Below are 23,421 nucleotides of genomic sequence, written 5' to 3'. Positions count from 1 at the left end.
GGTCAACCCAGGGTCTTGAGCAGTCGGGTTATAATATCATCCGTGGTGACCCCCTCGGCCCGGGCGGCAAAGGTCAGTGCCATGCGGTGGGCCAGCACCGGGCGGGCCAGTGCGGCTACGTCATCCAGACCGGGGGAGAGCCTGCCATCCAGCAGCGCGCGCGCACGGCTGGCCAGCATAAGCGTTTGTGCTGCACGTGGGCCGGGGCCCCAGGCAATCTGCTCGCGCAATGTGGCATCGGACGTGCTCTGGGGGCGGGCCGCGCGGACAAGGTTTACAATGGCATCGAGCACTTTTTCACCCACAGGCATGCGCCGGACCAGTGCCTGCGCCTGCATAAGGCTTTGCGCGTCCATGACCTGCTGGGCCTGTTTGTTCTGCGCGCCGGTTGTGGCCAGCAGCATGGCGCGCTCGGCCGCAGCATCGGGGAAGGTCAGCCCGATCTGGAGCATAAAGCGGTCAAGCTGGGCTTCGGGCAGGGGGTAGGTGCCTTCCTGCTCCATGGGGTTCTGGGTTGCCAGCACATGAAAAGGCTCGGGCAGGGGGTATTCCACCCCGGCCACGCTCACGCGGTGTTCCTGCATGGCTTGCAACAGGGCAGACTGGGTGCGTGGGCTGGCACGGTTGATTTCATCCGCCATCAGCAACTGGGTAAAGACGGGGCCGTGCACAAAACGGAAGCTGCGGTGCCCGGTTGCATCCTCGTCCAGTATTTCACTGCCGGTAATGTCGGAGGGCATCAGGTCGGGGGTAAACTGCACGCGGCGGGCGTTCAGCCCCAGCACGGTGCCAAGGGTCGTAACCAGCAATGTCTTGCCCAGACCCGGTGCCCCGACCAGCAGGGCATGCCCGCCAGCCAGAACGGTGGTCAGTGTCTGGCGGATAATCTGGTCCTGCCCGAAAATGACGGTTGAAATTTCCTGCTGGACGGCGGCAAGCCGTTCACAGATACGATCTGCCTCCCGCACTTCTGGGGGGGAGGAAGGCTGTTGTGCCGGGAACGGTGCGTCTGATGTGGTCATGGATCCAGTCTGAATTACATGCAGGGCTTACATCAAGCGGGGTAAGCTCCCTATATCATTGTGCACAACACAAGGACACGTATTAACAGGATGGTGAGTCAGTGAAAGGTGAACAGGAAAGCGGCGCGCAGGCCCTTTCGTGCCACGATAAGCACGAGACCGATACCCCCGATACGGCGGAAAACAGGCGTTTGCCGTTTTTGGTCAGGCGGGATGGCGTGTGGCTGTACCGTGGGTCCGAGATCAAACGCAAGGCCATGTCCTGCCTGTTTGGCTCCCTGCTCACGCGGAATGCGCAGGGTGCCTACCTGTTGCGCACACCATTCGAAAGCGGGCTGATCGAGGTTGAGGACGTTCCTTTTCTGGCGGTGGAACTGGACTGGACCGGCATGGGCCGCATGCAGCGGCTGAGTTTTCGCACCAATATGGACGAAGTGGTGGTGGCCGATTCCGAACACCCGATTCGGACTGTGTGGGACATCCCGCCCGAAGCCTGCCCGGAGGGGTGCCCCCCGTACCTGAGCGTACGCGCGGGGGAGGGAGCCTACCCGCTGGAAGCCCGCCTGTCCCGCGCAGTGTGGTACGAACTGGCTGCTCTGGCCGAGCCCGGAGCCTGCCAGGGAGTGCCCTGCATGGGCGTGTGGAGCTGCGGCTGCTTTTTTCCCATAGCGCGGATGGCGGTGGACAATGGGGGCGCGTGACACGCTCATAAACGGGCTGGACCCATCCCGGCAGGCCGCTCTGGCGCGGTTGTGGCAGGTTCTGCCTGCCATGCGCCTTGTGGGCGGGTGTGTGCGCGACCTGCTGGCGGACCGTCCGATTGCCGATATTGATCTGGCTACCCCCGAACCTCCCGAGCAGGTCATGGAGCGTTTGCGCGCATATGGGGCGCATGTTGTGGCGACCGGCCTGCAACACGGAACCGTAACCGCCGTGCTGGACGGCGCTCCGTACGAAATCACCACCCTCCGGCGTGATATGGAAACAGACGGGCGGCACGCCGTTGTCCGCTGGACGCAGGACTGGCAGGCGGACGCACAGCGGCGGGACTTTACAATAAACGCCATGTCGGTCGATCAGGCCGGGGTCCTGTATGATTATTTTGGCGGGCAGGCTGATCTAGCGGCTGGGCATGTGCGGTTTGTTGGCGCGCCCGCATTGCGGATTAAAGAAGACGCTCTGCGTATCCTGCGATTTTTCCGGTTTTATGGACGTTACGGGCACGGCGCGCCAGACCAGCAGGCCGTGCAGGCCATAACCTGCGGCGTTGCCCTGCTTGATGGCCTTTCTGTTGAGCGGATATGGATGGAACTGCGGCGTATTCTGGCTGGCCCCAATGTGGCAGCCATTCTGCGCCTTATGGACAGCACGGGCGTTCTGGCCCGCATTTTGCCAGAAGGGCATACGCTGGACCGGTGCGTACGCCTGCTGGATGATGGTGCCCCGGCAAACGCATTGCTGCGGCTGGCAGGGCTGACAATGCACACCGCAGCCGTAGCCCGCCGCCTTAAACTCTCCCGCGCCGAAACCGGGGCGCTTGCCGCCTTGAGCAGAGCAGCCCCCCTGCCTGACGTGAGCATGAGCGAGGTGGCACTGCGCCGCCTTGTGGCGGAAGAACCGGCGGATGTGCTGGCCGGGCGCATATGGCTGCATCAGGCCGCCCAGCCGCGTACGGCGGAGGAAAAAGCGACATTTGCACAGCTTAGGCACAGGGTGTGCGGGCTGACTGTTCCGGCTTTTCCCGTTGCGGGGCGGGATGTTCTGGCCATGGGGGGGCAGGCCGGGCCGGAGGTCGGGCGTATTGTGGGCCTTGTCCGCCAGTGGTGGCTGGATGGCGGCTGCCATGCGGATGCACAGGCATGCCGGGCACAGATCGCACTGTATCTGGGCACAAAAGCGGCACAAAGCTGAGTTCCGCCCCTTACATGCAGGGCCGGGAGGCTGGTAGAGACAGGGTATGACGTCCCAGCCCCATGCCCCCCGGCCCGCATCCCGCCCGCATCTGCGCCCTGATGATACGCGCACCCTGCTCATGCGGCTGTGGCGAACCCAGATCAGCCGTTACCCCGCCCGGATAGTCACCGTTTTTGTCTTTACGGTGCTTATGGCGGTGTTAACAGCGCTGTACCCGCTGGTTATCCAGCGTGCGCTGGATATGTTTGCCACGCGCGACCCGCGCATTCTGTCTCAGGTCCCGTTGCTGGTGGTGGCAATTACCTTGGCAAAGGCTCTGGCCCAGTATGGGCAGACACTGGCAACTCACGGGCTGGTGCTGCTGGTGATCCGTGGCTTGCAGGGGCAGATGTTTGACCACCTTATCCAGACCGACATCGCCCATGTGGAGCGGGAGGCCCCGGCCAAGCTGGCTGCACGGTTTACAACGGATGCCGTTATTATCCGCGATGCCATGATCCGCGCCGTAAGCGGCATAGGGGACGTGGTTACGGTTGTGGGGCTGATTATCTCCATGGTGTACATGGACTGGGAACTCAGCCTGATAGCAGCAGTGCTGTACCCCATAGCGGCTGTTCCCCTCCAGCGGCTGGGCAAGCGGGTACGCCGCGCCTCCAGCGGCATGCAGGAACGGGTGGGGGAAACGGCTGCCTTTTTAACCGAAAGTTTTGCGCAGGCGCGCACGGTGCGTGTTTACAGGCTGGAGGAAAGCGAGGGCGCGCGGGCGGCTCTGTCGTTCAACCATCTGTATCAGGCCATGCTGCGGATTACCCGTGGCCGAGCAAGGGTGGAGCCCATGCTGGAAACGCTGGGTGGTGTGGCCGTGGCCGCAGTGCTGGGCTTTGCTGGCTGGCGGGCTACCATGGGTGGGGCCACGCTGGGGGATTTTTCCGGCTTTGTGGCGGCTTTGCTGCTGGCCTCGCGCCCGCTGCGTGCCCTTGGTTCGCTTAATGCCGCCTTGCAGGAAGGGCTGGCCGGGCTGGTGCGCATATTTGCCGTGGTGGATGACCCACCAGCCGTAACCGACAGCCCGCAGGCCCGCCCGCTCCCCGCTGGTGGTGGGCACCTTGTGTTTGAGAACGTCCGCTTTGTTTATGCCGATGGCCGCGTGGGCCTTGAGCATTTAAGCTTTGATGCCCGGCCGGGTAGCACGGTTGCGCTGGTCGGCTCCTCTGGGGCGGGTAAGTCCACTGCATTGTCCCTTGTGCCTCGCCTGCATGATGTTTCTGGCGGTCGTATCCTGCTGGATGGAATGGACCTGCGGGATGTGCAGCTGGAAAGCCTGCGGAACAGCATGGCGTATGTTAGTCAGGACCCGCTGCTGTTTGACCTGTCTGTGCGCGATAATATTCTCATTGGTCGGCCGGGAGCTTCCGATGCGGAGGTCGCTGCTGCCGCACAGGCTGCGGCGGCGGAGCAGTTTATTCAGGCCCTGCCCAACGGGTATAATACGGTGGTCGGCCCGGGTGGGCAGCGCCTGTCGGGCGGGCAGCGGCAGCGGGTGGCACTTGCACGGGCCTTGCTGCGCAACCCCCGCCTGCTTTTGCTGGATGAAGCCACGAGTGCTCTGGATAGTGAGAACGAAGCACTGGTGCAGGATGCGCTGGCCACGCTGCGCAAGGGGCGGACAACACTTATTGTAGCCCATCGCCTGTCCACCGTGCGCTCGGCGGACATGGTGGTGGTCATGAAGGATGGGTGTGCCGTGGAGTGCGGCACGCATGATGAACTGATGCAGCAAGATGGGCTTTATGCCCGTCTGGTGAGAACACAGGGGCTGGACCGCTAGAAAACTGCTGGCGGTTTTGCTGGTATAAACGCAAATTATGGGCATGGGGGCCTATGTGGCGCTTGATGCAGGGATATGAACGTGGCACATACTGACCGAACTGGTCGGTCAGAGCATCTGACCGCAAAAATGCCGCGCAGGATGTGTTAGAGAGGGCAAGGAACAGAATGGCCGACGACCATAACGAGCAGTCTTTATCATCCCCCCCTGCGCCGGAGCAGAATAGTGCTGCGGAACAGCCATCGGCCGATAAGCCGCAGGCCAAAAAGAGCAGCCGGGGCAAGGTTATTCTTTCCGGCGTTATTGGCTGTCTGGTTGTGGCAGGCGGGCTATACTGGTTCATGACCCGTAATGAGGTGGAAACGGACGACGCCTTTACCGCAGGGCGCTCCATTACCATTGCACCGCATGTGGGTGGCTACGTAACCGAACTGCTGGTGAACGATAACCAGTTTGTGCGCAAAGGCCAGATTCTGGCCCGCATTGACCCGCGTGACTGGGTGGCGGAAAAAGACAAGGCCGCAGCGCAGTTGGCCAATGCACAGGCCGCCGCACAGGCGAGTGACATGATGCACCGCGTGGCGCTGCTGGAATTCCCCGGTAAGCTGTTGCAGGCGCAGGGCCAGCTGGCGGATGCCAAGGCGCAGCTTTTCAAGGCGGAAACAGACTATCGCCGCCAGCATGGTGTGGAACGTGCCGCAACGTCCCAGCAGGATATAGATTATGCCAAGGCTGCGCTGGAAGCAGCACAGGCACGGGTCATGGCATCCGAAGGTGCGGTGCAGATGGCCCAGCCCGTCCAGCCGAATATTGAAAACGCAGCCGTGCAGATTTCGCAGCAGGAAGCGCAGGTCAAGGCCGCGCAGGCCAGTCTGGTTTCTGCCGCGCTGAACGTGGAATGGACCGTTATCCGCGCCCCGCATGACGGCTGGATTTCCCAGCGTAACATCGAGCAGGGCAATTACGTCCGTCAGGGCCAGAGCCTGTTTGCCATTGTGGAGCCCGAAGTCTGGGTTGTCGCCAACTACAAGGAAACGCAGATCACCAGAATGCGCCCCGGCCAGAAGGTGGACATCCGGGTGGATGCTTACCCCAGCCTTAAACTGCATGGGCATATTGATTCGCTGCAAAAAGGCACAGGGGCGACCTTTAGCGCCTTCCCGCCCGAAAATGCGACCGGCAACTACGTCAAGATCGTGCAGCGTGTGCCTGTTAAAATCCTGATTGATGATGGCCTGAACCCCGACCAGCCACTGGCCCTTGGCCTGTCGGTTGAACCAACGGTGCATGTGGATACGCAGGGCCATTCCGATGCCCCTCCGTCCGATGCGCCTTCCAGCGCAGGCGTGGGTAACGGCGGGCAGACCGCTCCATGAGTGCACAGGCAGGGGCTGTGTCGGCCGGGTGGAAGCCAAAGCATAATCCATGGACCGTTGCGTTTGTGGTGACCATGGCAGCGTTCATGGAGATTCTGGACACCACCATTGTCAACGTGTCTCTGCCGCATATCGCGGGTAGTCTTTCCAGCACGTATGATGATTCAACGTGGACGCTCACAGCCTATCTGGTGGCCAATGGCATTGTGCTCACCATTTCGGGCTGGTTGGGAAAAGTGTTTGGCCGCAAACGCTATTTTCTTATCTGTATTGTCATGTTCACGGTCTCGTCCTTCCTGTGTGGTATGGCGACCAGTCTGGGTGAGCTAGTTGTGTTCCGGCTTATGCAGGGGTTTTTTGGTGGTGGGCTACAGCCCAACCAGCAATCCATTATTCTGGACAGCTTCCCCCCCGCCAAACGCGCGGCAGCCTTTGGGCTAACCGCCATTGCCGCGGTTGTGGGGCCGGTTATTGGCCCAACCCTTGGGGGCTGGATTACCGATAACTTCTCATGGCGGTGGATCTTTTTCATCAACGTGCCATTCGGGTTTTTGACCACCGTAGGGGTCATGGCCGTGGTGGAAGACCCGCCATGGGCACAAAAGCAGAAAGCCCCGGTGGATGTTATTGGCATCAGCCTGATTACTCTGGGCTTTAGCTGCCTCGAGGTCATGGTGGACCGTGGGGAGGATGCAGACTGGTTTGGCTCCACCTTTATCCGCATTATGGGTGTTCTGGCTTTTCTGGGCCTGACAGGCGCTGTTTTCTGGCTGTTGCGTACCGATAAACCCGCTGTGGACCTGCGTGTTTTCAAGGACCGCAATTTTGCCGTGGGCACGGCCCTTATGGGGGCCATGGGGGCATTGCTCTATGCTTCGGCCATTGTGGTGCCGCAGTTTGCCCAGCAGGTTATGGGGTACACGGCAACCTTGTCCGGGCTGCTGCTTTCCCCCGGTGGTATTGCCGTTATCGTGCTTATTCCCGTGGTGGGTAAGCTGATGACACTGACCAGCGTGCGCAACGTGATTGCCATAGGCTTTACGCTTATGGGGGTATCGTTGTTCTATTCAGCCCAGTTGCTGCCATTGCTGGATTTCAAACACCTCATGCTGTATCGCATGAGCCAGACGGCATGCCTGGCTTTTCTGTTTGTGCCGCTTTCCACCATTGCGTATTCCACTATTCCCGAACGGCTGAACCCCGATGCTTCGGCCCTGTTCAGTATGGCGCGTAACGTGCTGGGGTCTTTGGCTATTTCCGGCGCAACAGCCATGCTGACCGAGCGCAAACAGGCGCATCAGTCCTATATGGTGCATTGGATGACGCCGTTTCATCAGCCGTTCAATGAGTATCAGGAACAGGTGCGGCAGGCAGCCATAGCGCGTGGCGCGCCAGAGGGGCTGGCCGATGCGGCAGCACAGCATACCCTGTTTCAGGAATTTTCGCGTCAGGTGGCCATGTTGTCTTATAACGAGGTCTTCATGATTCTGGGCATTGGCGCATTTTTGTGTGTGCCACTCTGCTTTTTGCTTTCCCCCCTTCGGGGTGATGGAAAAGCCAAAGGTGCGCACTAACGCCCATAGGGTGTAAGACCAGCATTAAAAAAAGCCATTGGTTGGAAATGTTTTATTCCAGACCAATGGCTTTTTTGTTTTTGGGGCGTTCAGCTCTGCTCAAAGGTGCAGAGAGTGCAAAGCTTGTGGTTCAGCCTGCCACGGCGTAGCGGGCAAAATCCCTGACCAGTTGCTCGTAAATCGGCTTTTTAAAACCGACTGAACAGTTGGGCAAAGTTTGCAGGTCAATCCACATCCATGCATCAAATTCGGCAGGCAGGTGGCTGTCCAGCTGAATGTCGGCTTCGGTGCCGGTAAAGCGCAGGGCAAACCACTTCTGGGTCTGGCCACGGTAGCGCCCACCAAGGGCATGGCCAATGAGTGCGGCTGGCAGGTCGTAGGCAATCCATTCCGGGTGTTCGGCCAGAATATGGACGTGACTTGTGCCTAGCTCTTCCCCGACTTCACGCAGGACAGCGGTGCGGGGGTCTTCCCCTTCATCTATCCCGCCTTGTGGGCATTGCCATGTTCCTTGCGAAAGCGGACCACCTGCGCCGGGCATGTCGGTCCTGCGGGCAATAAGCACCTGACCTTCGGCATTAAAAATCAGTGCCCCGACATTGGGGCGGTAGGGCAAGGTGTTTGGGTCAACAGGCATTAGTGGCTGCCTCCCATCATGCGGGGGGCCGGGTTGGTCAGGTTGACGTGCATCTGGCCGTTGCTGGCAGGCTGGGGCAGGCTGGCTGGGTCCGGGGGCTGGATCAGCTGGCTGACTGGTACCAGCGTTATGCCCACATCCTTGAGGTGGGGCAGCCATGCCCGCAGGCAGGCCAGAGCAACAGGGCGCAGGGGGCCAAGCACACCAATGGCACGCCCGTTCTGGCGGGCAAGCTGCTGGAGTTTAAGCAACTGGATGTCGATATTTACAATGTCTTCGTCGGTGTTGATGCTTACATCAGCGGTGCCGACTGCATTGCTGCTCTCAATACGGGTATCGGGGCTTGCGTTCAGGTAAAGCAGGCCGCGCTGGTCCAGAGCAGAGAGAATGGATTTGAACCCGCTGGAATTGGGGAACCCGCCACCATTCTGCCCGTCAAAGGCATTGGTAACCCCGACATAGCCCGCCAGATGGGACAAAGACCAGTTCAGGTTTTCCATGTTCTGCTGGGCAGAAAGTAGAACCCCTAATGCTTTGGGGCCTTCGCTGTCGGCCGCGGCATCCTTGCCTGCATCGGCTGTTTTTGCAGCATCCCCCTGCATGGGGAGCGAGAGCAGCAGTTCATGCTGGTGCTGGCGGGCTGCCTCCATAATGGCATCCGGGTCCGCCACATAAGGGGAGACGGCAAGAGATACCTGACCGGGCAAGGCGGCAATGGCTTCTTTTGTCAGGTCTTCAGACTGGCCGACACCATCCACCAGTAGTGCCACCATTGGGGTGCCGGGGGGCACGTCTACTGTGGGGGCTGCGTAAACCTGCCGTGGCAGGGCACCATGTGGCCCCCGCTTGGGTAGGGGAAAGCCGCCCGGTCCAGCGCTCTTGTCCAGCAGCCCGGCCTGCGGAGGGGGAATGTTGACAAGGTGGGCACCAGTGCCGGTTTTGTTGCCCGGTTCTGCCACGGTATCAATATCGTCCCCACCGGCAATCAGGTGGGGTGGTCCCATCATCTGGAGGGCCAGAGCCAGAACAGCCGTTGCAGCAAAAGCCCCCCCCCAAAAGCGGATGAACAACCGGCCATTGGCCGGCAGTTGCTGCCATAAGGGGGGTGTCTGCATGACCACTGCCTTGTACCTGCTACGCGTTAGTTATGGGCTGAACAGTCGGTTTTGGCCGCTGGCTTGACCGGGGGCAGGGATGCCGTGGGGTCGGGGGCAGGCAGGCCAGCCATGGAGCGTACAACACGCAGGCCTTCCTGTAGCTGGAAGTCTGTGTTGGGCTTGTTGTATTCAAACTCCGGCCAGTTGGCGGGTGGCTGGTCGGGAATGATCTTGGCAATGGCGGGCAGGTCCGTACGGGGCTGCGCCTTGGTCTGGTTGCCGCCCTGATTTTTAAGGATATGCTCAAGGTCCGCTTCGCGCAGGCTGAAGGCGGGGTCTTCTCGCGTTTCCTTGACCACAATATCAGGCGTAATGCCCAGTGCCTGAATGGAGCGGCCCGAAGGCGTGTAGTAACGCGCGGTGGTCAGGCGTACGGCCCCGTTGCCGGGAATGGGAATAATGGACTGCACGGAGCCCTTGCCAAAGGTGCGTGTGCCAATAAGCACGGCGCGGTGGTGGTCTTGCAGTGCGCCGGACACAATTTCCGATGCGGAGGCCGAGCCACCGTTGATCAGCACCACCATGGGCAGGCCGTCTGTAATATCCGTACCATGCGCATCCCAGCGCTGGCTGTCCTTGGCGTGGCGCGCACGGGTGGAAACAATCTCGCCCGAGCGGATGAAGCTGGAGGAAACCTCTACCGCCTGATCAAGCAGGCCGCCGGGGTCGTTCCGCAGGTCCAGCACCAGACCGCCAAGCTTGCCACCGGCCTGCTGCTTGAGGGTGTTGTAGCCCTTGAGCAGCTCTTTTTCCGTGGTTTCATTAAACTGGGCGATGCGCAGGTAGCCAATCCGGTCGTACAGAGCGGATTTAACCACGTCGATATGAATGATCTCGCGCGTCAGGGTAACCGTAATGGGCTTGGGGGTTTTTTCACGCACAAGGGTCAGGGTGATTTTGGTATTGGCCTTGCCGCGCATTTTTTTAACCGCTTCATCCAGCGGTGTGCCGTCTATGGTGTGGCCGTCCACGGCAATAATGTAGTCGCCCGGCTTGATCCCGGCGCGAAAGCCCGGTGTGCCATCAATGGGGGATACAACGCGGATGTGGCCGTCCTGCTGCTGGAGTTCCAGCCCAAGGCCGCCAAACTCGCCCTTCATCTGCACCATCATGTCATCATACTGCTTCTGGGTCATGTATGAGCTATGGGGGTCCAGACCGCTGAGCATGCCATTCAGGGCGTTGGTGATCAGGTCCCGGTCGGAAACAGGCTCAACATAATCCGCCCGCACAAGGTCCAGCACCGTGCCAAACAGGGTCAGCAGGCGGTAGGTTTCCGCATGGTTGGTGGTGGGGGAGGCGTCCGGGGTGGTGCTTTCCGCCTGAGCCGGTGTGCTCAGGAACCCAGCGCCATTGTGGTATCCGGGGTGAAAAGTCAGGGCAAGGCCGGTCATGGCTGCGGCGCCGAGCATCAGACCTGTGCGGAACTTCATGCGATCTTGTCTCCTGTCGCAGGGCTTTGCCCGTGCGCTTGTTCTTCCTGTCTTTTCAAATGCGCGCACCAACCATGGTCGGGTGCGTTGCGCGCCGTGCCGGAGCATGGCGGCATATTGCGCAAGACTAGCGTGTTCCGCAACAGAGGGAAACAGCCTGAGCGTGCAACCCGCCTCTCTCTTTACAGAAACGGAGCGGGGTTGACGGTTTTTTGTCCGTTACGCAGTTGAATGAAAAGTGTGGCGGAACTGCCTGCTGCACTCATGTGTCCCACGGGTGCGCCTTTTGTCAAACTCTGTGCCGTGTCCACACTCAGTTCGGAAAGTCCTGCCAGAACAAAGCGGTAATGCCGCCCGCAGTTTAAAATAACCATCTGCCCGTAGCTGCGGAATGCTCCGGCAAAGTCCACGCTGCCAGAACAGGGGGCCCGTACACTTGCCCCCGGTGGGGTGCGGTACGTCATGCCGGTTGTGGGGCCGGAATCGCTGGCAACCCCCCAGCCCGAAACCAGTTTGCCCGCCACAGGTTGTGAGCCCGTGCCTGTGCTGTGTTCAGCCAGACCCGGCCCCTGGTTCTGGCTGAGTGTGGCCTCCTGCTGGCGGGCGGCCCGTACCCGCTCGGCCTGATGGGCCTGCTCGGCGGCGGCAATTTCGCGCTGTAGGGCGGCGCGGGCGGTATCTTCCAGCGCGTCCAGCCGGGCAATCGCATCCTGCAGGCTGGAGGCGCGCTGGGTTGCGGCAAGCAGTTGCTGTGCGGTGTTTTGCGCCAGTTTGCTGGCCTGTTGCTGGGTTATGCGGGCACGGGCAGCCTGCTGGCGTACGGTATCACGCTGCTGGCGCTGGTTCTGCTTTAGCCCCGCAAGGGTTGCGTACTGGGCGGAAAGGTCCGCATCCACAGCACTCAGGCGCGCCTGCTGGGTGCGCATGCCCTGTGCCTGCACTTCCATCTGGCGAGATAACCCCCGCAGGATCAAAAACCCGGTTACGGCCTCCCCCTGTGGTACAGGGGCTGCGAGCAGGGTATCGGACGGGTAAAGGGATAAGCGTTCAGCCAAGGGCAGAATGGGGGCAAGGGCCTGTGCGCTGGTGCGCAGGGCGTTTTGCAGGTTCCGTTGTTCATCCCGGATTGCGTTAATGCGCTCGCTCAGGTCGGAGATCTGCTGTTCCGTATCATGCAACTGGCTGGTTGCGGCCACGGTTGCCGCAGACAGGGCAAGCGCCTGATTTCTGGCCTGCATGGCCGCTGCCTGTGCGGCTTCGTTTTTAAGGCGTGATGCCTCTATGGCTTCTGCCTGCCGTTTTTTTTCCTGCTCCATGGCCAGATGCTGCGCGCGGGCGGCTTCTACCGCCGCCTGAGCCTGCAAAACGGAATGCCCCACCTTGCCGTGGGCTGGGGGGCGCGCATTGGGCAGGGTATCCGGAGCTGGTGTGCCCTGTTGGCTGGCATGCTTTTTTTTGTGCGCGCTGGTGGCGCCGGCCTGCCGGGCGTGGTGTGTGTGCTCTGCTCCCCAGACTGCCTGTAAGGGGCAGAACAGGCCCACCCCCAGCAGCAATGCTGCCCCGACCAGTGTGCCACCTGTTTTGGCAGAGGGGCCTGTGGCGTAAAAAAATGGCCGGGGAGTGCTCATTCAGTGCGCAAGCAGGGACTGGCCTGTCATTTCGGCGGGTTTGGGCAGGTTGAGGGCATCAAGCAGGGTCGGGGCCAGATCAGCCAGTTTGCCGCCATCATGCAGTTTTGTTGCGCTGGCACCGGCAACAATAAAGGGCACAAGGTTAAGCGTATGGGCGGTGTGCGGGCCGCCTGTCTGCGGGTCTTTCATGGTTTCGCAGTTGCCGTGGTCGGCTGTTACCAGCAGGATTCCGTGTTCTTCCTCCAGCGCGCGGGCAATGCGGCCCAGACCGGTATCCACGGCTTCCACGGCGGTAATGGCCGCGGCCAGCACCCCGGTATGGCCCACCATGTCCGGGTTGGCAAAGTTGAGTACGATCAGGTCGTATTCCCGGCTTTTAATGGCGGCTACGGCCTTGTCGGTCAGTTCCGGTGCTGACATTTCGGGTTGCAGGTCGTAGGTGGCCACTTTGGGGGAAGGCACCAGAATACGGTCTTCGCCTTCAAACAGTTTTTCGCGGCCACCATTCATGAAGTAGGTGACATGGGGGTATTTTTCCGTCTCCGCCATACGGAGCTGGCGGAGACCTGCCTGCGCGACTACCTCGCCCAGCAGGTTGGTCAGTTCTTCCGGCGGGAACAGAACGGTCATGCGCCCTGCCAGTGCATCGCTGTAGTGGGTCATGGCCAGAGCTGCGGCAAAATGCACCGTTTTGCTGCGGGCAAAGCCTGCAAAATCCGGCTCCAGCAACGTATCCATTAACTGGCGGATACGGTCTGCCCGGAAGTTGAAGGACAGAATACCATCCCCATCCTGCATGCCCGTATAGCCTGCCAGCACGGTGGGGAGAATGAATTCGTCCGACACATCCTGCGCATAGGCCGCGTCCACAACTTCTTCCGGCGTATTGGCCTGCGGGCCGGTGGCACTGACCAGAGCGTTGTAGGCTTTTTCCACCCGGTCCCAGCGTTTGTCGCGGTCCATGGCGTAATAGCGGCCCGATATGGTGGCAAGCTGCACACTGGCAGGCAAAGCCGCGCGGAGCTGTTGCAGGTAGGTGTGTGCCGAGCGGGGGGCTGTATCGCGGCCATCGGTAAACAGGTGCAGGGCTACGGGTATGCCTGCGTCACTGACAATGCGGGCAAGGGCTGCTGCGTGGTCCTGATGGGAATGGACCCCACCGTTGGAAATCAGCCCCATAAGGTGGCAGGTGCCACCGGTTTTTTTGAGCGTGGCAATAAAATCAGTCAAAACCGGGCTGCGCGCCAAGGACCCGTCCTCAATGGCGGTAAAAATACGCGGCAGTTCCTGCATGACCACCCGGCCTGCGCCAATATTGAGGTGCCCGACTTCCGAATTGCCCATCTGCCCCGCAGGTAGGCCCACGTCCTCCCCGCTTGTGCGCAGGAAGCTGTGCGGGTTGGCCTGCCACAACTGGTCAAAGTTGGGTGTTCTGGCCAGTTGCACCGCATTGTCTGACGAGTCTTCGCGCCAGCCAAATCCGTCAAGAATGACCAGCATGGCAGTGCGCTTGGGGGACTGCGGGGTGGATGGCATGGTGTTGGACCTCATTTTTATGTTTTTTTTGGTTCTGCATGAATAATGCCACCAAAACGTGGGGAAGATAAAGAGGTCGCGCAGCAGGGTAGGCGGGTGGATACAAAAACGGGGTGGTGGAACTGCTTCCACCACCCCGTTCAGGGTTTATTCCAAAGTGCAATAAAGCCTTCAGGCCCTGCGTACGATGTAGGTGCGTTCCAGCGCCTTGGTAATAAGGGCTGCGTGTTCGGGGTCACGCGCTTCTATCATCACCTCAAGCTGGGCAGCCTGCACGGAGGGAGCGGCAAAAAGCCTCTGGTGCGAGACTTCTATAATATTGCCACCAGCTTCCCCGATGGTTTTGGAAATATCGGCCAGCACGCCGGGGCGGTCGGGAATTTCCATAACCAGCCGCAGGATGCGCCCGTCGCGCAGCATGGCGCGCAGGAGGGTGTTGGCCAGAATGCGGCTGTCAATGTTCCCGCCAGAGATGGGAAGAGCCACCTTTTTACCCCGGAACAGGTCGGGGTAGGTCAGCACAGCGGCAAGAGCAGCGGCTCCGGCCCCTTCGCTCACCTGTTTTGCACCTTCGGCCAGCAGGGTAATGGCGTTTTCAATCGCGCATTCGGAAACAACCAGAACCTTGTCCACCTGCTTGCGAATGACCACATCCGTCTGCTTGCCAATCTGGAGTACGGCAATGCCTTCGGCAATGGTGGAACCACCATTGGGGTGTGTGGCCGGGCCGGGGAAAGCCGCAAGAGAATCGTACGATTCAACCTGCACGCCAATCAGCTCCATGTTCGGGCGCAGTGCGCGCGCAGCAATGGAGCAGCCCGCCAGCAGGCCGCCACCCCCAATGGGGGCTACCAGCATGTCCAGCTCGCCCGCATCTTCCAGCAGTTCCAGTGCGCAGGTGCCCTGACCTGCCATAACGGCGGCATCATCATACGGGTGCACAAAGGTCCGGCCTTCGCGCGCCTGCATGTCCTGTGCAAACATCAGGGCTTCGGCAAAAGTTTCACCTTCCAGTATCACGCGCGCACCCCAATTGCGGGTGCGTACCACTTTACCGGTGGGCGTGAACTTGGGCATGACAATAACCGCGTCAATGCCCAGCAGGCTGGCATGGCGGGCCACACCCTGTGCATGGTTGCCAGCAGATACGGCAATAACACCGCGTGCGCGTTCCTCCGGGGTCAGCAGAGCCAGCTTGTTGGCGGCTCCGCGTTCCTTGAAGGAGCCAACGGCCTGAAGGTTTTCCAGCTTGAGCGTAATATCCGCCCCCGTTGCGCGGGAGAGCGCGTGGGAGGGCAGTGTTGGCGTGCGGATAACCTTGCCACGAATGCGCTCGGCCGCGGCGGTGACATCTTCGAGGGAGATCATGTCAGATAAATTTGACGGACAGGATTTCGTAAGTCCGGTCCCCGCCGGGAGCGGGCACGGAAACGGTGTCACCTTCCTGCTTGCCAATCAGGGATTTGGCGAGCGGGGAGGAAATGGAAATCTTGCTCTGCTTGATGTCCGCCTCGTGCAGGCCCACGATCTGGTAGGTGATTTCCTTGTCCGTATCTTCGTCAACAAGGCACACGGTCGCACCGAACTTGATATGACTGCCAGACAGGGAGGAAGGTTCGATCACCTCGGCGGTGGAGATCAGTTCTTCCAGTTCCTGAATACGCCCTTCAATAAAGGACTGGCGCTCGCGCGCGGCATGGTATTCAGCGTTTTCCGAAAGGTCGCCATGGCTGCGGGCTTCCGCAATGGCGCGGATAACAGCTGGGCGTTCTTCTGATCTCAGCTTGCGCAGCTCGTCTTCAAGCTGAAGCAGACCCTTGCCCGTCATTGGAGTTTTCTGCAAGACGTGTCCCCAGAATAAAAGCTGCCGGGCCTGCTGGCCCGGCGCAGTAGTTACACAATAATCGCGTCGGGTGACGCCTCACACTCGTGGGGTTTGGCCCGGCATGGAACGGATGGGGCAGCCCTAAAGGCTACCCCGTGCGCTCAGAACGAACCGCTAAAGTATGACTGAAGTGGCGCAACATCAAGCGGTCCTTCACGCATTGCCGCAATCGCATGGATTGCCGCACGCGCGCCCGCCATGGTGGTGTAGTGCGGAATGCCCAGTACAAGGGCCGAGCGGCGGATGTCAAAGCTGTCTGCCACCGACTGCGCACCCTGTGCGGTGTTGATGACCATCTGCACCTCACCGGAGCGAATGGCATCCACGCAGTGCGGGCGGCCTTCAAGCACCTTGTTGACCACGCTGACCTCAATCCCGGATTCACGCAGTTTGCGTGCCGTGCCCCGTGTGGCCACGATCTTGAAGCCCATGGAAGCCAGCAGGCGGCCAAGTGGCGGCAGCTGGGGCTTGTCGCTTTCCCGCACGGACAGGAACACCGTGCCGCTCATGGGCAGGCGCACGCCAGCCCCAAGCTGGGACTTGGCAAAAGCCCGCTCGAACGAAGTATCCAGCCCCATGACTTCACCCGTGGAGCGCATTTCCGGCCCAAGGATGGTGTCCACTTCCGCAAAGCGGTTGAAGGGGAACACCGCTTCCTTGACGGCCACATGCGGCACCACGGCGCGGTCGTCCAGATTAAAGGTGTTCAGCTTGCTGCCTGCCATAACCCGTGCGCCAATCTTGGCGACCGGCACACCCGTTGCCTTGGCCACAAACGGCACAGTGCGCGATGCGCGAGGATTGACCTCGAGCACAAAGATCTCCTGATCCTTGATGGCGTACTGGACGTTCATCAGCCCCACAATGCCAAGCTCGCGGGCCATGGCTTCGGTCTGGGCCTTGAGCTCGGTCACAATGGCGGGGGAGAGGGTATAGGGCGGCAGGGCGCAGGCACTGTCACCCGAGTGAATGCCCGCTTCTTCAATGTGTTCCATAACGCCGGCGACGTACACATCCGTGCCATCGGCAATGCAGTCCACGTCTGCTTCAATCGCTTCGTTCAGGTAGCGGTCGAGCAGGATCGGGCCGGAGGAAATCTCATGCCCGGCAACCCGCAGCACGTCACGCATGTAACGCTGGAGGGAGGCGCGGTCATACACGATTTCCATCGCCCGGCCGCCCAGCACGTAAGATGGGCGGACAACCACGGGGTAGCCTACGCGCTCGGCTACGCTTTCGGCTTCTTCGGGGCTGCGGGCAATGCCGTTTTCGGGCTGGCGCAGGCCAAGCTTGTGCAGCATGGCCTGGAAGCGTTCACGGTCTTCCGCACGGTCAATGGCATCTGCCGGTGTGCCCAGCAGCGGAATGCCAGCGGCTTCCAGCGCGCGGGAGAGCTTGAGCGGGGTTTGGCCGCCATACTGTACAATGCAGCCCTTGACCGTGCCGTTACGCTGTTCGCAACGGATCAGGGCAATTACGTCCTCGGCGGTCAGGGGTTCAAAATACAGGCGGTCGGAGGTGTCGTAATCGGTGGAGACCGTCTCGGGGTTGCAGTTGACCATAATGGTCTCATACCCAGCCTCACGCAGGGCGTAGGCGGCATGCACACAGCAGTAGTCGAACTCGATACCCTGACCGATACGGTTGGGGCCACCGCCGAGAATAATGATCTTTTCGCGGTCCGTCGGGTTGGATTCACAGGTCGGGGGGGCAAAATGCCCTTCGTAGCTGGAATACATGTACGGCGTTGCGGAGGCGAACTCACCCGCGCAGGTATCAATCCGGCGGTAAACGGGGGTAACGCCCGCTTTTGTGCGGAGCTGGTCCACTTCTTCAGGCTGCGTGCCCGACAGGCGGGAGAGCTGCACATCAGAAAAGCCAAGGGCTTTCAGGCGGCGTAGGCTCTGCGCATCCTTGGGCAGGCCGTGGTGTTCGACTTCCCGTTCCGCATGGATGATTTTTTCCATCTCACGCAGGAACCACGGTTCAAACTTGCAGGCTTCGTGAATGGCTTCAACCGACAGGCCAGCCCGCAGCGCCTGAGCTGCCATGAGAATACGCTCCGGCCGCGGCTGGGAGAGCGCTGCACGGAAGGCATCTTCCCCACCGTCGCCGGGGGCTTCCACGGGGTCCAGCCCATGCAGCCCGGTTTCCATCGAGCGCAGGCCCTTCTGGAGCGCTTCGGAGAAGGAGCGGCCAATGGCCATGGCTTCCCCGACCGACTTCATGGAGGTGGAGAGCAGGGCCGGTGCGCCAGGGAATTTTTCAAACGTAAAGCGCGGGATCTTGACCACAACGTAGTCAATGGTCGGCTCGAAGGAGGCCGGGGTTGTGCGCGTGATGTCGTTTTTCAGTTCATCAAGCGTGTAACCCACAGCCAGCTTGGCTGCGACCTTGGCAATGGGGAACCCCGTAGCCTTGGAAGCAAGGGCCGAGGAGCGCGAGACGCGGGGGTTCATCTCGATCACCACCATGCGGCCGTCGGCGGGGTTTACGCCAAACTGCACGTTGGAGCCGCCCGTTTCCACCCCAATGGCGCGCAGGCAGGCCAGGGAGGCATCGCGCATACGCTGGTATTCCTTGTCGGTCAGCGTAAGGGCGGGGGCTACGGTAATGGAGTCACCCGTGTGGATGCCCATGGGGTCGATGTTTTCGATCGAGCAGATGATAATGCAGTTGTCCGCGGTGTCGCGCACAACTTCCATTTCGTACTCTTTCCAGCCCAGAACGGACTCTTCAACCAGCACTTCCGTGGTGGGGGACGCATCCAGCCCCGAGAGGATGATCCGCTCGAACTCCTCCCGGTTATAGGCGATGCCACCGCCGGAGCCGCCCATGGTAAAGGAAGGGCGGATAATGGTGGGGAAGCCAATCTGCTTGAGCGCTTCGTGCGCTTCGGCCAGCGTATGGGCAATAAAGCTGCGCGGGCTTTCAATGCCAATGGCATCCATGGCCTCGCGGAACTTCTGGCGGTCTTCCGCACGGTCGATCACGTCGGCCTTGGCGCCGATCAGCTCAACATTGTGCTTTTCCAGAAAGCCCGAGGCATGCAGCGCCATGGCCGTGTTCAGGGCCGTCTGCCCGCCCATGGTGGGCAGGACTGCGTCTGGCTTTTCCTTGAGGATAATGCGTTCGACCACTTCTGGCGTAATGGGCTCCACATAGGTGGCATCCGCAAGGCCGGGGTCGGTCATGATGGTGGCGGGGTTGGAGTTGACCAGAATAACCCGGTACCCTTCTTCCCGCAGGGCCTTGCAGGCCTGTGCGCCGGAATAGTCGAATTCGCACGCCTGACCGATAACAATGGGACCGGCGCCGATGATGAGGATGGAGCGGATGTCTGTCCGTTTGGGCATGATGCGTTCGGTCCTGTTAGTGCTTGACGCCGTTGGTGTCGATCAGGGTGACAAACCGTTCAAACAGATAAAAGCTGTCTGACGGGCCGGGGCTTGCCTCGGGGTGATACTGGACGGAAAAAGCTGCGTATTTGTCGGATGCCAGCCCTTCGTTCGAGCCGTCAAACAGGCTGACATGGGTCACATGCGCGTCGTCGGGCAGGGTTTTGGCATCTACGGCAAAGCCGTGGTTCTGGCTGGTAATTTCCACCTTGCCGGTTGCAAGGTCCTGCACGGGCTGGTTGGCGCCCCGGTGGCCGCGTTCCATTTTGTAGGTCTTGGCCCCAAGAGCCTGTGCCAGAAGCTGGTGCCCAAGGCAGATGCCAAACAGCGGTATGCCTGCTTCCAGCACGGTGCGGATGGCAGGAACGGCGTAGGTGGCCGTGGCTGCCGGGTCCCCCGGACCGTTGGACAGGAACACACCTTCGGGCTTGAGGGCGAGGATCTGCTCACCCGTGGTGGTGGCGGGGACTACGGTCACATCACAGCCAGCACTTACAAGGCAGCGCAGAATGTTGCGTTTTGCCCCGTAGTCCACCGCAACAACCTTGCGGCGCTTGCCGGTGGGGGCTGCGGTGTTGTCTGGCCATGACCACACACCTTCGGACCAGTCATAGGGTGCTGCACAGGTGACTTCCTTGGCAAGGTCCATGCCTTCCAGCCCCGGCCATGCGGCAACTTCTGCGGCAATGGCGTCCAGATCGAACTTGCCATCGGCAGGGAAGACAAGGGCTGCGGTCTGTGCACCGCCGTCACGGATTTTCAGGGTCAGGCTGCGGGTGTCCACGCCGGCAATGCCGGGGGTGCCGTGCTGCTTGAGCCACGCATCCAGGCTGCTGGTTGCGCGCCAGTTGGCCTGCTCGGTCGGGTCTTCCTTGACCACAAGCCCAAGGGCTGCGGGGCGTACGGCCTCATCATCCAGCGCGTTCGTGCCAACATTGCCGATATGCGGGAAGGTAAAGGTAATGATCTGCCCGGCAAAAGAGGGATCGGTCAGGGTTTCCTGATACCCGGTCATGCTGGTGGAAAAGCAGATTTCCCCAATGGCGGGTTTGGGTGTGAAGGCGCCAAAGCCTTTCCCCCACAATACGCTGCCATCAGCGAGAACAAGAGCGGCGGTCGCGCCATCCGGGCGGGCTTGAGGCATGGATGATCCTGTCTGGCTGCCTCCCGCAAGCGGGGAGGGTCTGTCTGTAACTGCGGGTGCGGGCTGGAGGTCCTGAAGGGAAAGACCCGTGGCCTGTGCAATGGCTGGCCAATGGCGGGAGGGAATGGCCTGCGCCTGCCGCCATTTGCGAATGGCCTCGGTGCCAACGCCGGTCAGCCGCGCCGTGGCGTCTGCTCCGCCAATGCGGGCTATAATGGAGTCGATTGACATGGGCATGTGCAAAATGGTTCCTCCCGGAGCGCTCTTCTAGCAGCATGTCAGTAAGGTGGGAAGAAATTTCCCACCCGCAAAAACCGAACGCGTGGCGTGCTGGGAAGTTTTTTCCCGTAAAGCTTTTTTCCGTGCCGGGTGGTATGGTGCGCAGCGATTATAAACACATATGGAGCGTAGAAGAAGCATGACCCTTCGTGAAAGCCTGATGGCAGACCTGAAAACCGCAATGAAGGCAGGCGAAAGCGCGCGTGTTGCAACCATTCGCATGGTCACGGCCAAGCTCAAGGATGTGGAAATTGCAGGCCGCGCCAAGGGGCATGAAGGGCTGAGCGAGGAGGAAGGCATTTCCGCCCTGCGCGGTATGATCAAGTCCCGCACGGAATCCGCTACCCTGTACCGGGATGCCGGGCGCCCCGAACTGGCTGAAAAGGAAGAGGCCGAAATTGCCGTGATCCGTGGCTACCTGCCGCCTGAACTGGATGAGGCAACCCTGAGTGCCGCCGTGGCAGAAGCCGTTGCTTCCACCGGTGCTGCATCCATGAAGGATATGGGTAAGGTCATGGGTGTGCTCAAAGGTCGGTTTGGCGCTACCTTGGACATGAGCCGCGCAAGTGCTGCCGTGAAGGCACTGCTGGGTTGAGGCTCGGAGCAGTATAGGCACCCCATGGCCATTGATTCCAACTTTCTGGATGAACTGCGTGCCCGTACGCCCATAACATCCGTCATCGGGCGCAGGGTCAAACTCGCGCGTTCGGGACGAAACTGGAAAGGGTGCTGCCCTTTCCATGGAGAAAAAACCCCTTCGTTTTATGTGTATGACGACCACTTCCATTGCTTCGGCTGTGGTGTGCATGGGGATGTCATTTCCTTTGTCATGCAGATGGAGGGCAAAAACTTCCCCGAGGCGGTGGAGGAACTGTCCACCGCCGCAGGGATGGAAGTGCCAAGGGACACCCGCGCCACGCGTGAGGAGGTGGCCCATGTTCGCTCGCTGGAAGATGTTCTGGAGGCCGCTCAGGCCGTGTGGTCCGCCGCCCTGTACAAGCCCGAAGGGCGTGCAGGGCTGGACTACCTGCTCGGCCGTGGCCTGACGCGTGAGACCATAACGGCTTTTGGGCTGGGCTGGGCCAGTGCGGGGCGTGGGCATCTGGTGGAGGCACTCGCCCCACAGGGCATAACCCCCGAGCAGATGGCGCAGGCCGGGCTCATGCGGGTAGATGAGGATGGCAGGCCAAAGGGCGAGCTGTTCTGGGGGCGTGTGACATTCCCCATCCGTGACCGCAAGGGGCGGCTTGTCTCCTTCGGGGGGCGTATTCTGGGGGATGGGCAGCCCAAATACCTGAACGGGCCGGAAACACCGCTTTTTTCCAAGCGCAGGCTGCTGTTCGGGCTGGACCGCGCCCGTGCGGCCGTGCGGGCGCCAAGGCCCAAAGGTGTGGTGGCCCCGGACCTGATTGTGGTGGAAGGGTATATGGATGTCATAGCCCTGCATCAGGCGGGCTTTACCGGGGCTGTGGCCCCCTTGGGCACCGCCCTGACACCTGAGCAGATGGAAGTGCTGTGGCAGGTCGATCGGGCACCCATATTGTGTTTTGATGGCGATGGTGCAGGCAGGCGGGCTGCCGTAAAAGCGGCGGAAACCGGCTTGCCCCTGCTTGCCCCCGAGCACACGCTGCGCATCTGCCTGCTGCCTGATGGGGAGGACCCCGATAGTCTGGTCCGCCAGCGGGGAGCCGCCTTTGTGGCGGAGTTTTTTGCCGGGGCTTCCCCCTTGTCCAGCGTGCTGTTTGACCTGCTGGCCGCCGGGGTTACCAACCCGGGGCCGGAGGAACGTGCCGCCCTGCGGCGCAGGCTGACCGATGTTGCCGCCCTTATTCCGGACAAGGCTCTGGCATCGGAATATCGCGCGACATTGCTGGACCGGTTTTTTGCCACCTTCCGCCAGCAGGGGCGGGGGAAGGCAAAGTCCGGGGGAGGGAAGTCTGCTTTTGCCAGCCCCGGTGCCGTGCAGGATTCGTACACGGTCAATCTGGACCAGACGCAGGAGCTGCAACGCCTGATGCTGCTCCTGCTGGTGGAGCACCCCCAACTGGTGGCAGAAATGGAAGAAGCCTTGTGCCGCCTTGACTTACCAGTGGATTTTGCGCCATTGCGTGGTGTGCTGCTGGATCTGTCGGCCGATGGTTGTCTGCCCCAAACGGAGGATGACCTGCGGGCATGGCTGAAGGCACACGGGCAGGAGGCAACTCTGGCGCCGCTCATGCGTGTTGATGGCGCAGGCCTGAGCCATGGCGACGTAGAGATTGTTGCTGCCAGAACACGATGGTGGCATTTTTACGGCTTGTTGTACCGTGACCATTTCATACGCGAGGTTATGGACGACGCGGCCCGTTTTTGTTTGGAAAAAACGGGAGATACCAGCCAATGGCAGAGATTACAGGCGCGGCTGGAGGCCATGGAGCGCCTGCGTCGTGGTGGACTGGATGAGGCAGATATCTGAGTAGTGGCTGAATGTTCCTGAGGGTGTTCCTCTTGACTTCGCGCTCAGTATATCCCACGTCCTGCCCGCCCCGAATAACGTGAACAGTGTAGTGTGGTAAACTGGTCGTTCTGTATCCTGTCCGGGATACAGATGGGGGGAGGAGCAGGTCT

The 23,421-nt window shown here is 60.8% G+C and carries 17 protein-coding genes; 7 read left to right on the top strand and 10 right to left on the bottom strand.

Translation table 11 applies throughout. From position 1 onward, the window contains the following. Positions 1 to 2 precede the first annotated feature (2 nt). The gene (locus tag LKE65_RS11620; RefSeq protein ID WP_086647154.1) at positions 3 to 1,022 is read right to left on the bottom strand and encodes an AAA family ATPase; all 1,020 of its coding nucleotides are present in this window, start codon (positions 1,020 to 1,022) and stop codon (positions 3 to 5) included. A gap of 191 nt (positions 1,023 to 1,213) precedes the next feature. Between LKE65_RS11620 and LKE65_RS11615 the strand changes: the two genes are divergently transcribed. From LKE65_RS11615 to LKE65_RS11595, 5 genes are all read left to right on the top strand, one after another. Beyond that, a complete protein-coding gene (locus tag LKE65_RS11615) occupies positions 1,214 to 1,723 on the top strand; it encodes a DUF1285 domain-containing protein (protein ID WP_233129198.1) in 510 nt (169 codons plus the stop codon). Next, positions 1,710 to 2,933: a CCA tRNA nucleotidyltransferase gene (locus LKE65_RS11610; RefSeq protein ID WP_278741437.1), complete on the top strand. Its 1,224-nt coding sequence runs from the start codon at positions 1,710 to 1,712 to the stop codon at positions 2,931 to 2,933. Before LKE65_RS11615 ends, LKE65_RS11610 begins: the two co-directional genes overlap by 14 nt. 46 nt (positions 2,934 to 2,979) lie before the next feature. Next, positions 2,980 to 4,764 (top strand): ABC transporter ATP-binding protein, encoded by a 1,785-nt coding sequence (locus tag LKE65_RS11605; RefSeq protein ID WP_278741436.1) that lies wholly within the window; start codon positions 2,980 to 2,982, stop codon positions 4,762 to 4,764. A 167-nt stretch (positions 4,765 to 4,931) separates the two neighbouring features. After that, positions 4,932 to 6,140 carry an HlyD family secretion protein gene (locus tag LKE65_RS11600; protein ID WP_165925022.1) on the top strand — a complete coding sequence of 403 codons (1,209 nt, stop codon included), beginning with the start codon at positions 4,932 to 4,934 and terminating at the stop codon, positions 6,138 to 6,140. Next, positions 6,137 to 7,714 carry a DHA2 family efflux MFS transporter permease subunit gene (locus LKE65_RS11595; RefSeq protein WP_086647159.1) on the top strand — a complete coding sequence of 526 codons (1,578 nt, stop codon included), beginning with the start codon at positions 6,137 to 6,139 and terminating at the stop codon, positions 7,712 to 7,714. Before LKE65_RS11600 ends, LKE65_RS11595 begins: the two co-directional genes overlap by 4 nt. 130 nt (positions 7,715 to 7,844) lie before the next feature. On the opposite strand, the gene LKE65_RS11590 is transcribed toward LKE65_RS11595, so the two are convergent. The 9 genes from LKE65_RS11590 to carA form a co-directional block, all read right to left on the bottom strand. Further along, a complete protein-coding gene (locus tag LKE65_RS11590) occupies positions 7,845 to 8,351 on the bottom strand; it encodes an RNA pyrophosphohydrolase (protein WP_095348964.1) in 507 nt (168 codons plus the stop codon). Continuing rightward, a complete protein-coding gene (locus tag LKE65_RS11585; protein ID WP_165925020.1) occupies positions 8,351 to 9,466 on the bottom strand; it encodes a divergent polysaccharide deacetylase family protein in 1,116 nt (371 codons plus the stop codon). The genes LKE65_RS11590 and LKE65_RS11585 overlap by 1 nt, the downstream gene beginning before the upstream one ends. A 26-nt stretch (positions 9,467 to 9,492) precedes the next feature. After that, positions 9,493 to 10,941: a S41 family peptidase gene (locus LKE65_RS11580; protein ID WP_086647161.1), complete on the bottom strand. Its 1,449-nt coding sequence runs from the start codon at positions 10,939 to 10,941 to the stop codon at positions 9,493 to 9,495. Between the two features lie 182 nt (positions 10,942 to 11,123). Continuing rightward, positions 11,124 to 12,569, bottom strand: coding sequence for a murein hydrolase activator EnvC family protein (locus LKE65_RS11575; RefSeq protein WP_278741434.1), 1,446 nt, complete (start codon positions 12,567 to 12,569; stop codon positions 11,124 to 11,126). Next, positions 12,570 to 14,108, bottom strand: coding sequence for a 2,3-bisphosphoglycerate-independent phosphoglycerate mutase (gene gpmI, locus LKE65_RS11570; RefSeq protein ID WP_278741433.1), 1,539 nt, complete (start codon positions 14,106 to 14,108; stop codon positions 12,570 to 12,572). 171 nt (positions 14,109 to 14,279) lie between these two features. Further along, complete coding sequence (locus LKE65_RS11565; protein ID WP_086647164.1) at positions 14,280 to 15,476, bottom strand: threonine ammonia-lyase; 1,197 nt, start codon at positions 15,474 to 15,476, stop codon at positions 14,280 to 14,282. 1 nt (position 15,477) lies between these two features. After that, complete coding sequence (gene greA / locus LKE65_RS11560) at positions 15,478 to 15,951, bottom strand: transcription elongation factor GreA (protein WP_025827198.1); 474 nt, start codon at positions 15,949 to 15,951, stop codon at positions 15,478 to 15,480. 143 nt (positions 15,952 to 16,094) lie between these two features. Further along, the gene (gene carB / locus LKE65_RS11555; protein WP_278741432.1) at positions 16,095 to 19,349 is read right to left on the bottom strand and encodes a carbamoyl-phosphate synthase large subunit; all 3,255 of its coding nucleotides are present in this window, start codon (positions 19,347 to 19,349) and stop codon (positions 16,095 to 16,097) included. A gap of 16 nt (positions 19,350 to 19,365) precedes the next feature. Beyond that, complete coding sequence (gene carA, locus LKE65_RS11550) at positions 19,366 to 20,772, bottom strand: glutamine-hydrolyzing carbamoyl-phosphate synthase small subunit (protein ID WP_278741431.1); 1,407 nt, start codon at positions 20,770 to 20,772, stop codon at positions 19,366 to 19,368. Between the two features lie 181 nt (positions 20,773 to 20,953). On the opposite strand from carA, the gene LKE65_RS11545 reads away from it, so the two are divergent. Together LKE65_RS11545 and dnaG are read left to right on the top strand one after the other, a co-directional pair. Next, positions 20,954 to 21,409: a GatB/YqeY domain-containing protein gene (locus LKE65_RS11545; RefSeq protein WP_278741430.1), complete on the top strand. Its 456-nt coding sequence runs from the start codon at positions 20,954 to 20,956 to the stop codon at positions 21,407 to 21,409. 24 nt (positions 21,410 to 21,433) lie between these two features. After that, a complete protein-coding gene (gene dnaG / locus LKE65_RS11540) occupies positions 21,434 to 23,269 on the top strand; it encodes a DNA primase (RefSeq protein WP_278741428.1) in 1,836 nt (611 codons plus the stop codon). Positions 23,270 to 23,421 lie beyond the last annotated feature (152 nt).

The organism is Acetobacter fabarum (genome assembly GCF_022483405.1).
GTDB lineage: Bacteria > Pseudomonadota > Alphaproteobacteria > Acetobacterales > Acetobacteraceae > Acetobacter > Acetobacter fabarum.
Note: the sequence above shows the minus strand (reverse complement) of the source record. Positions and strands in the feature narration are given on the sequence as shown.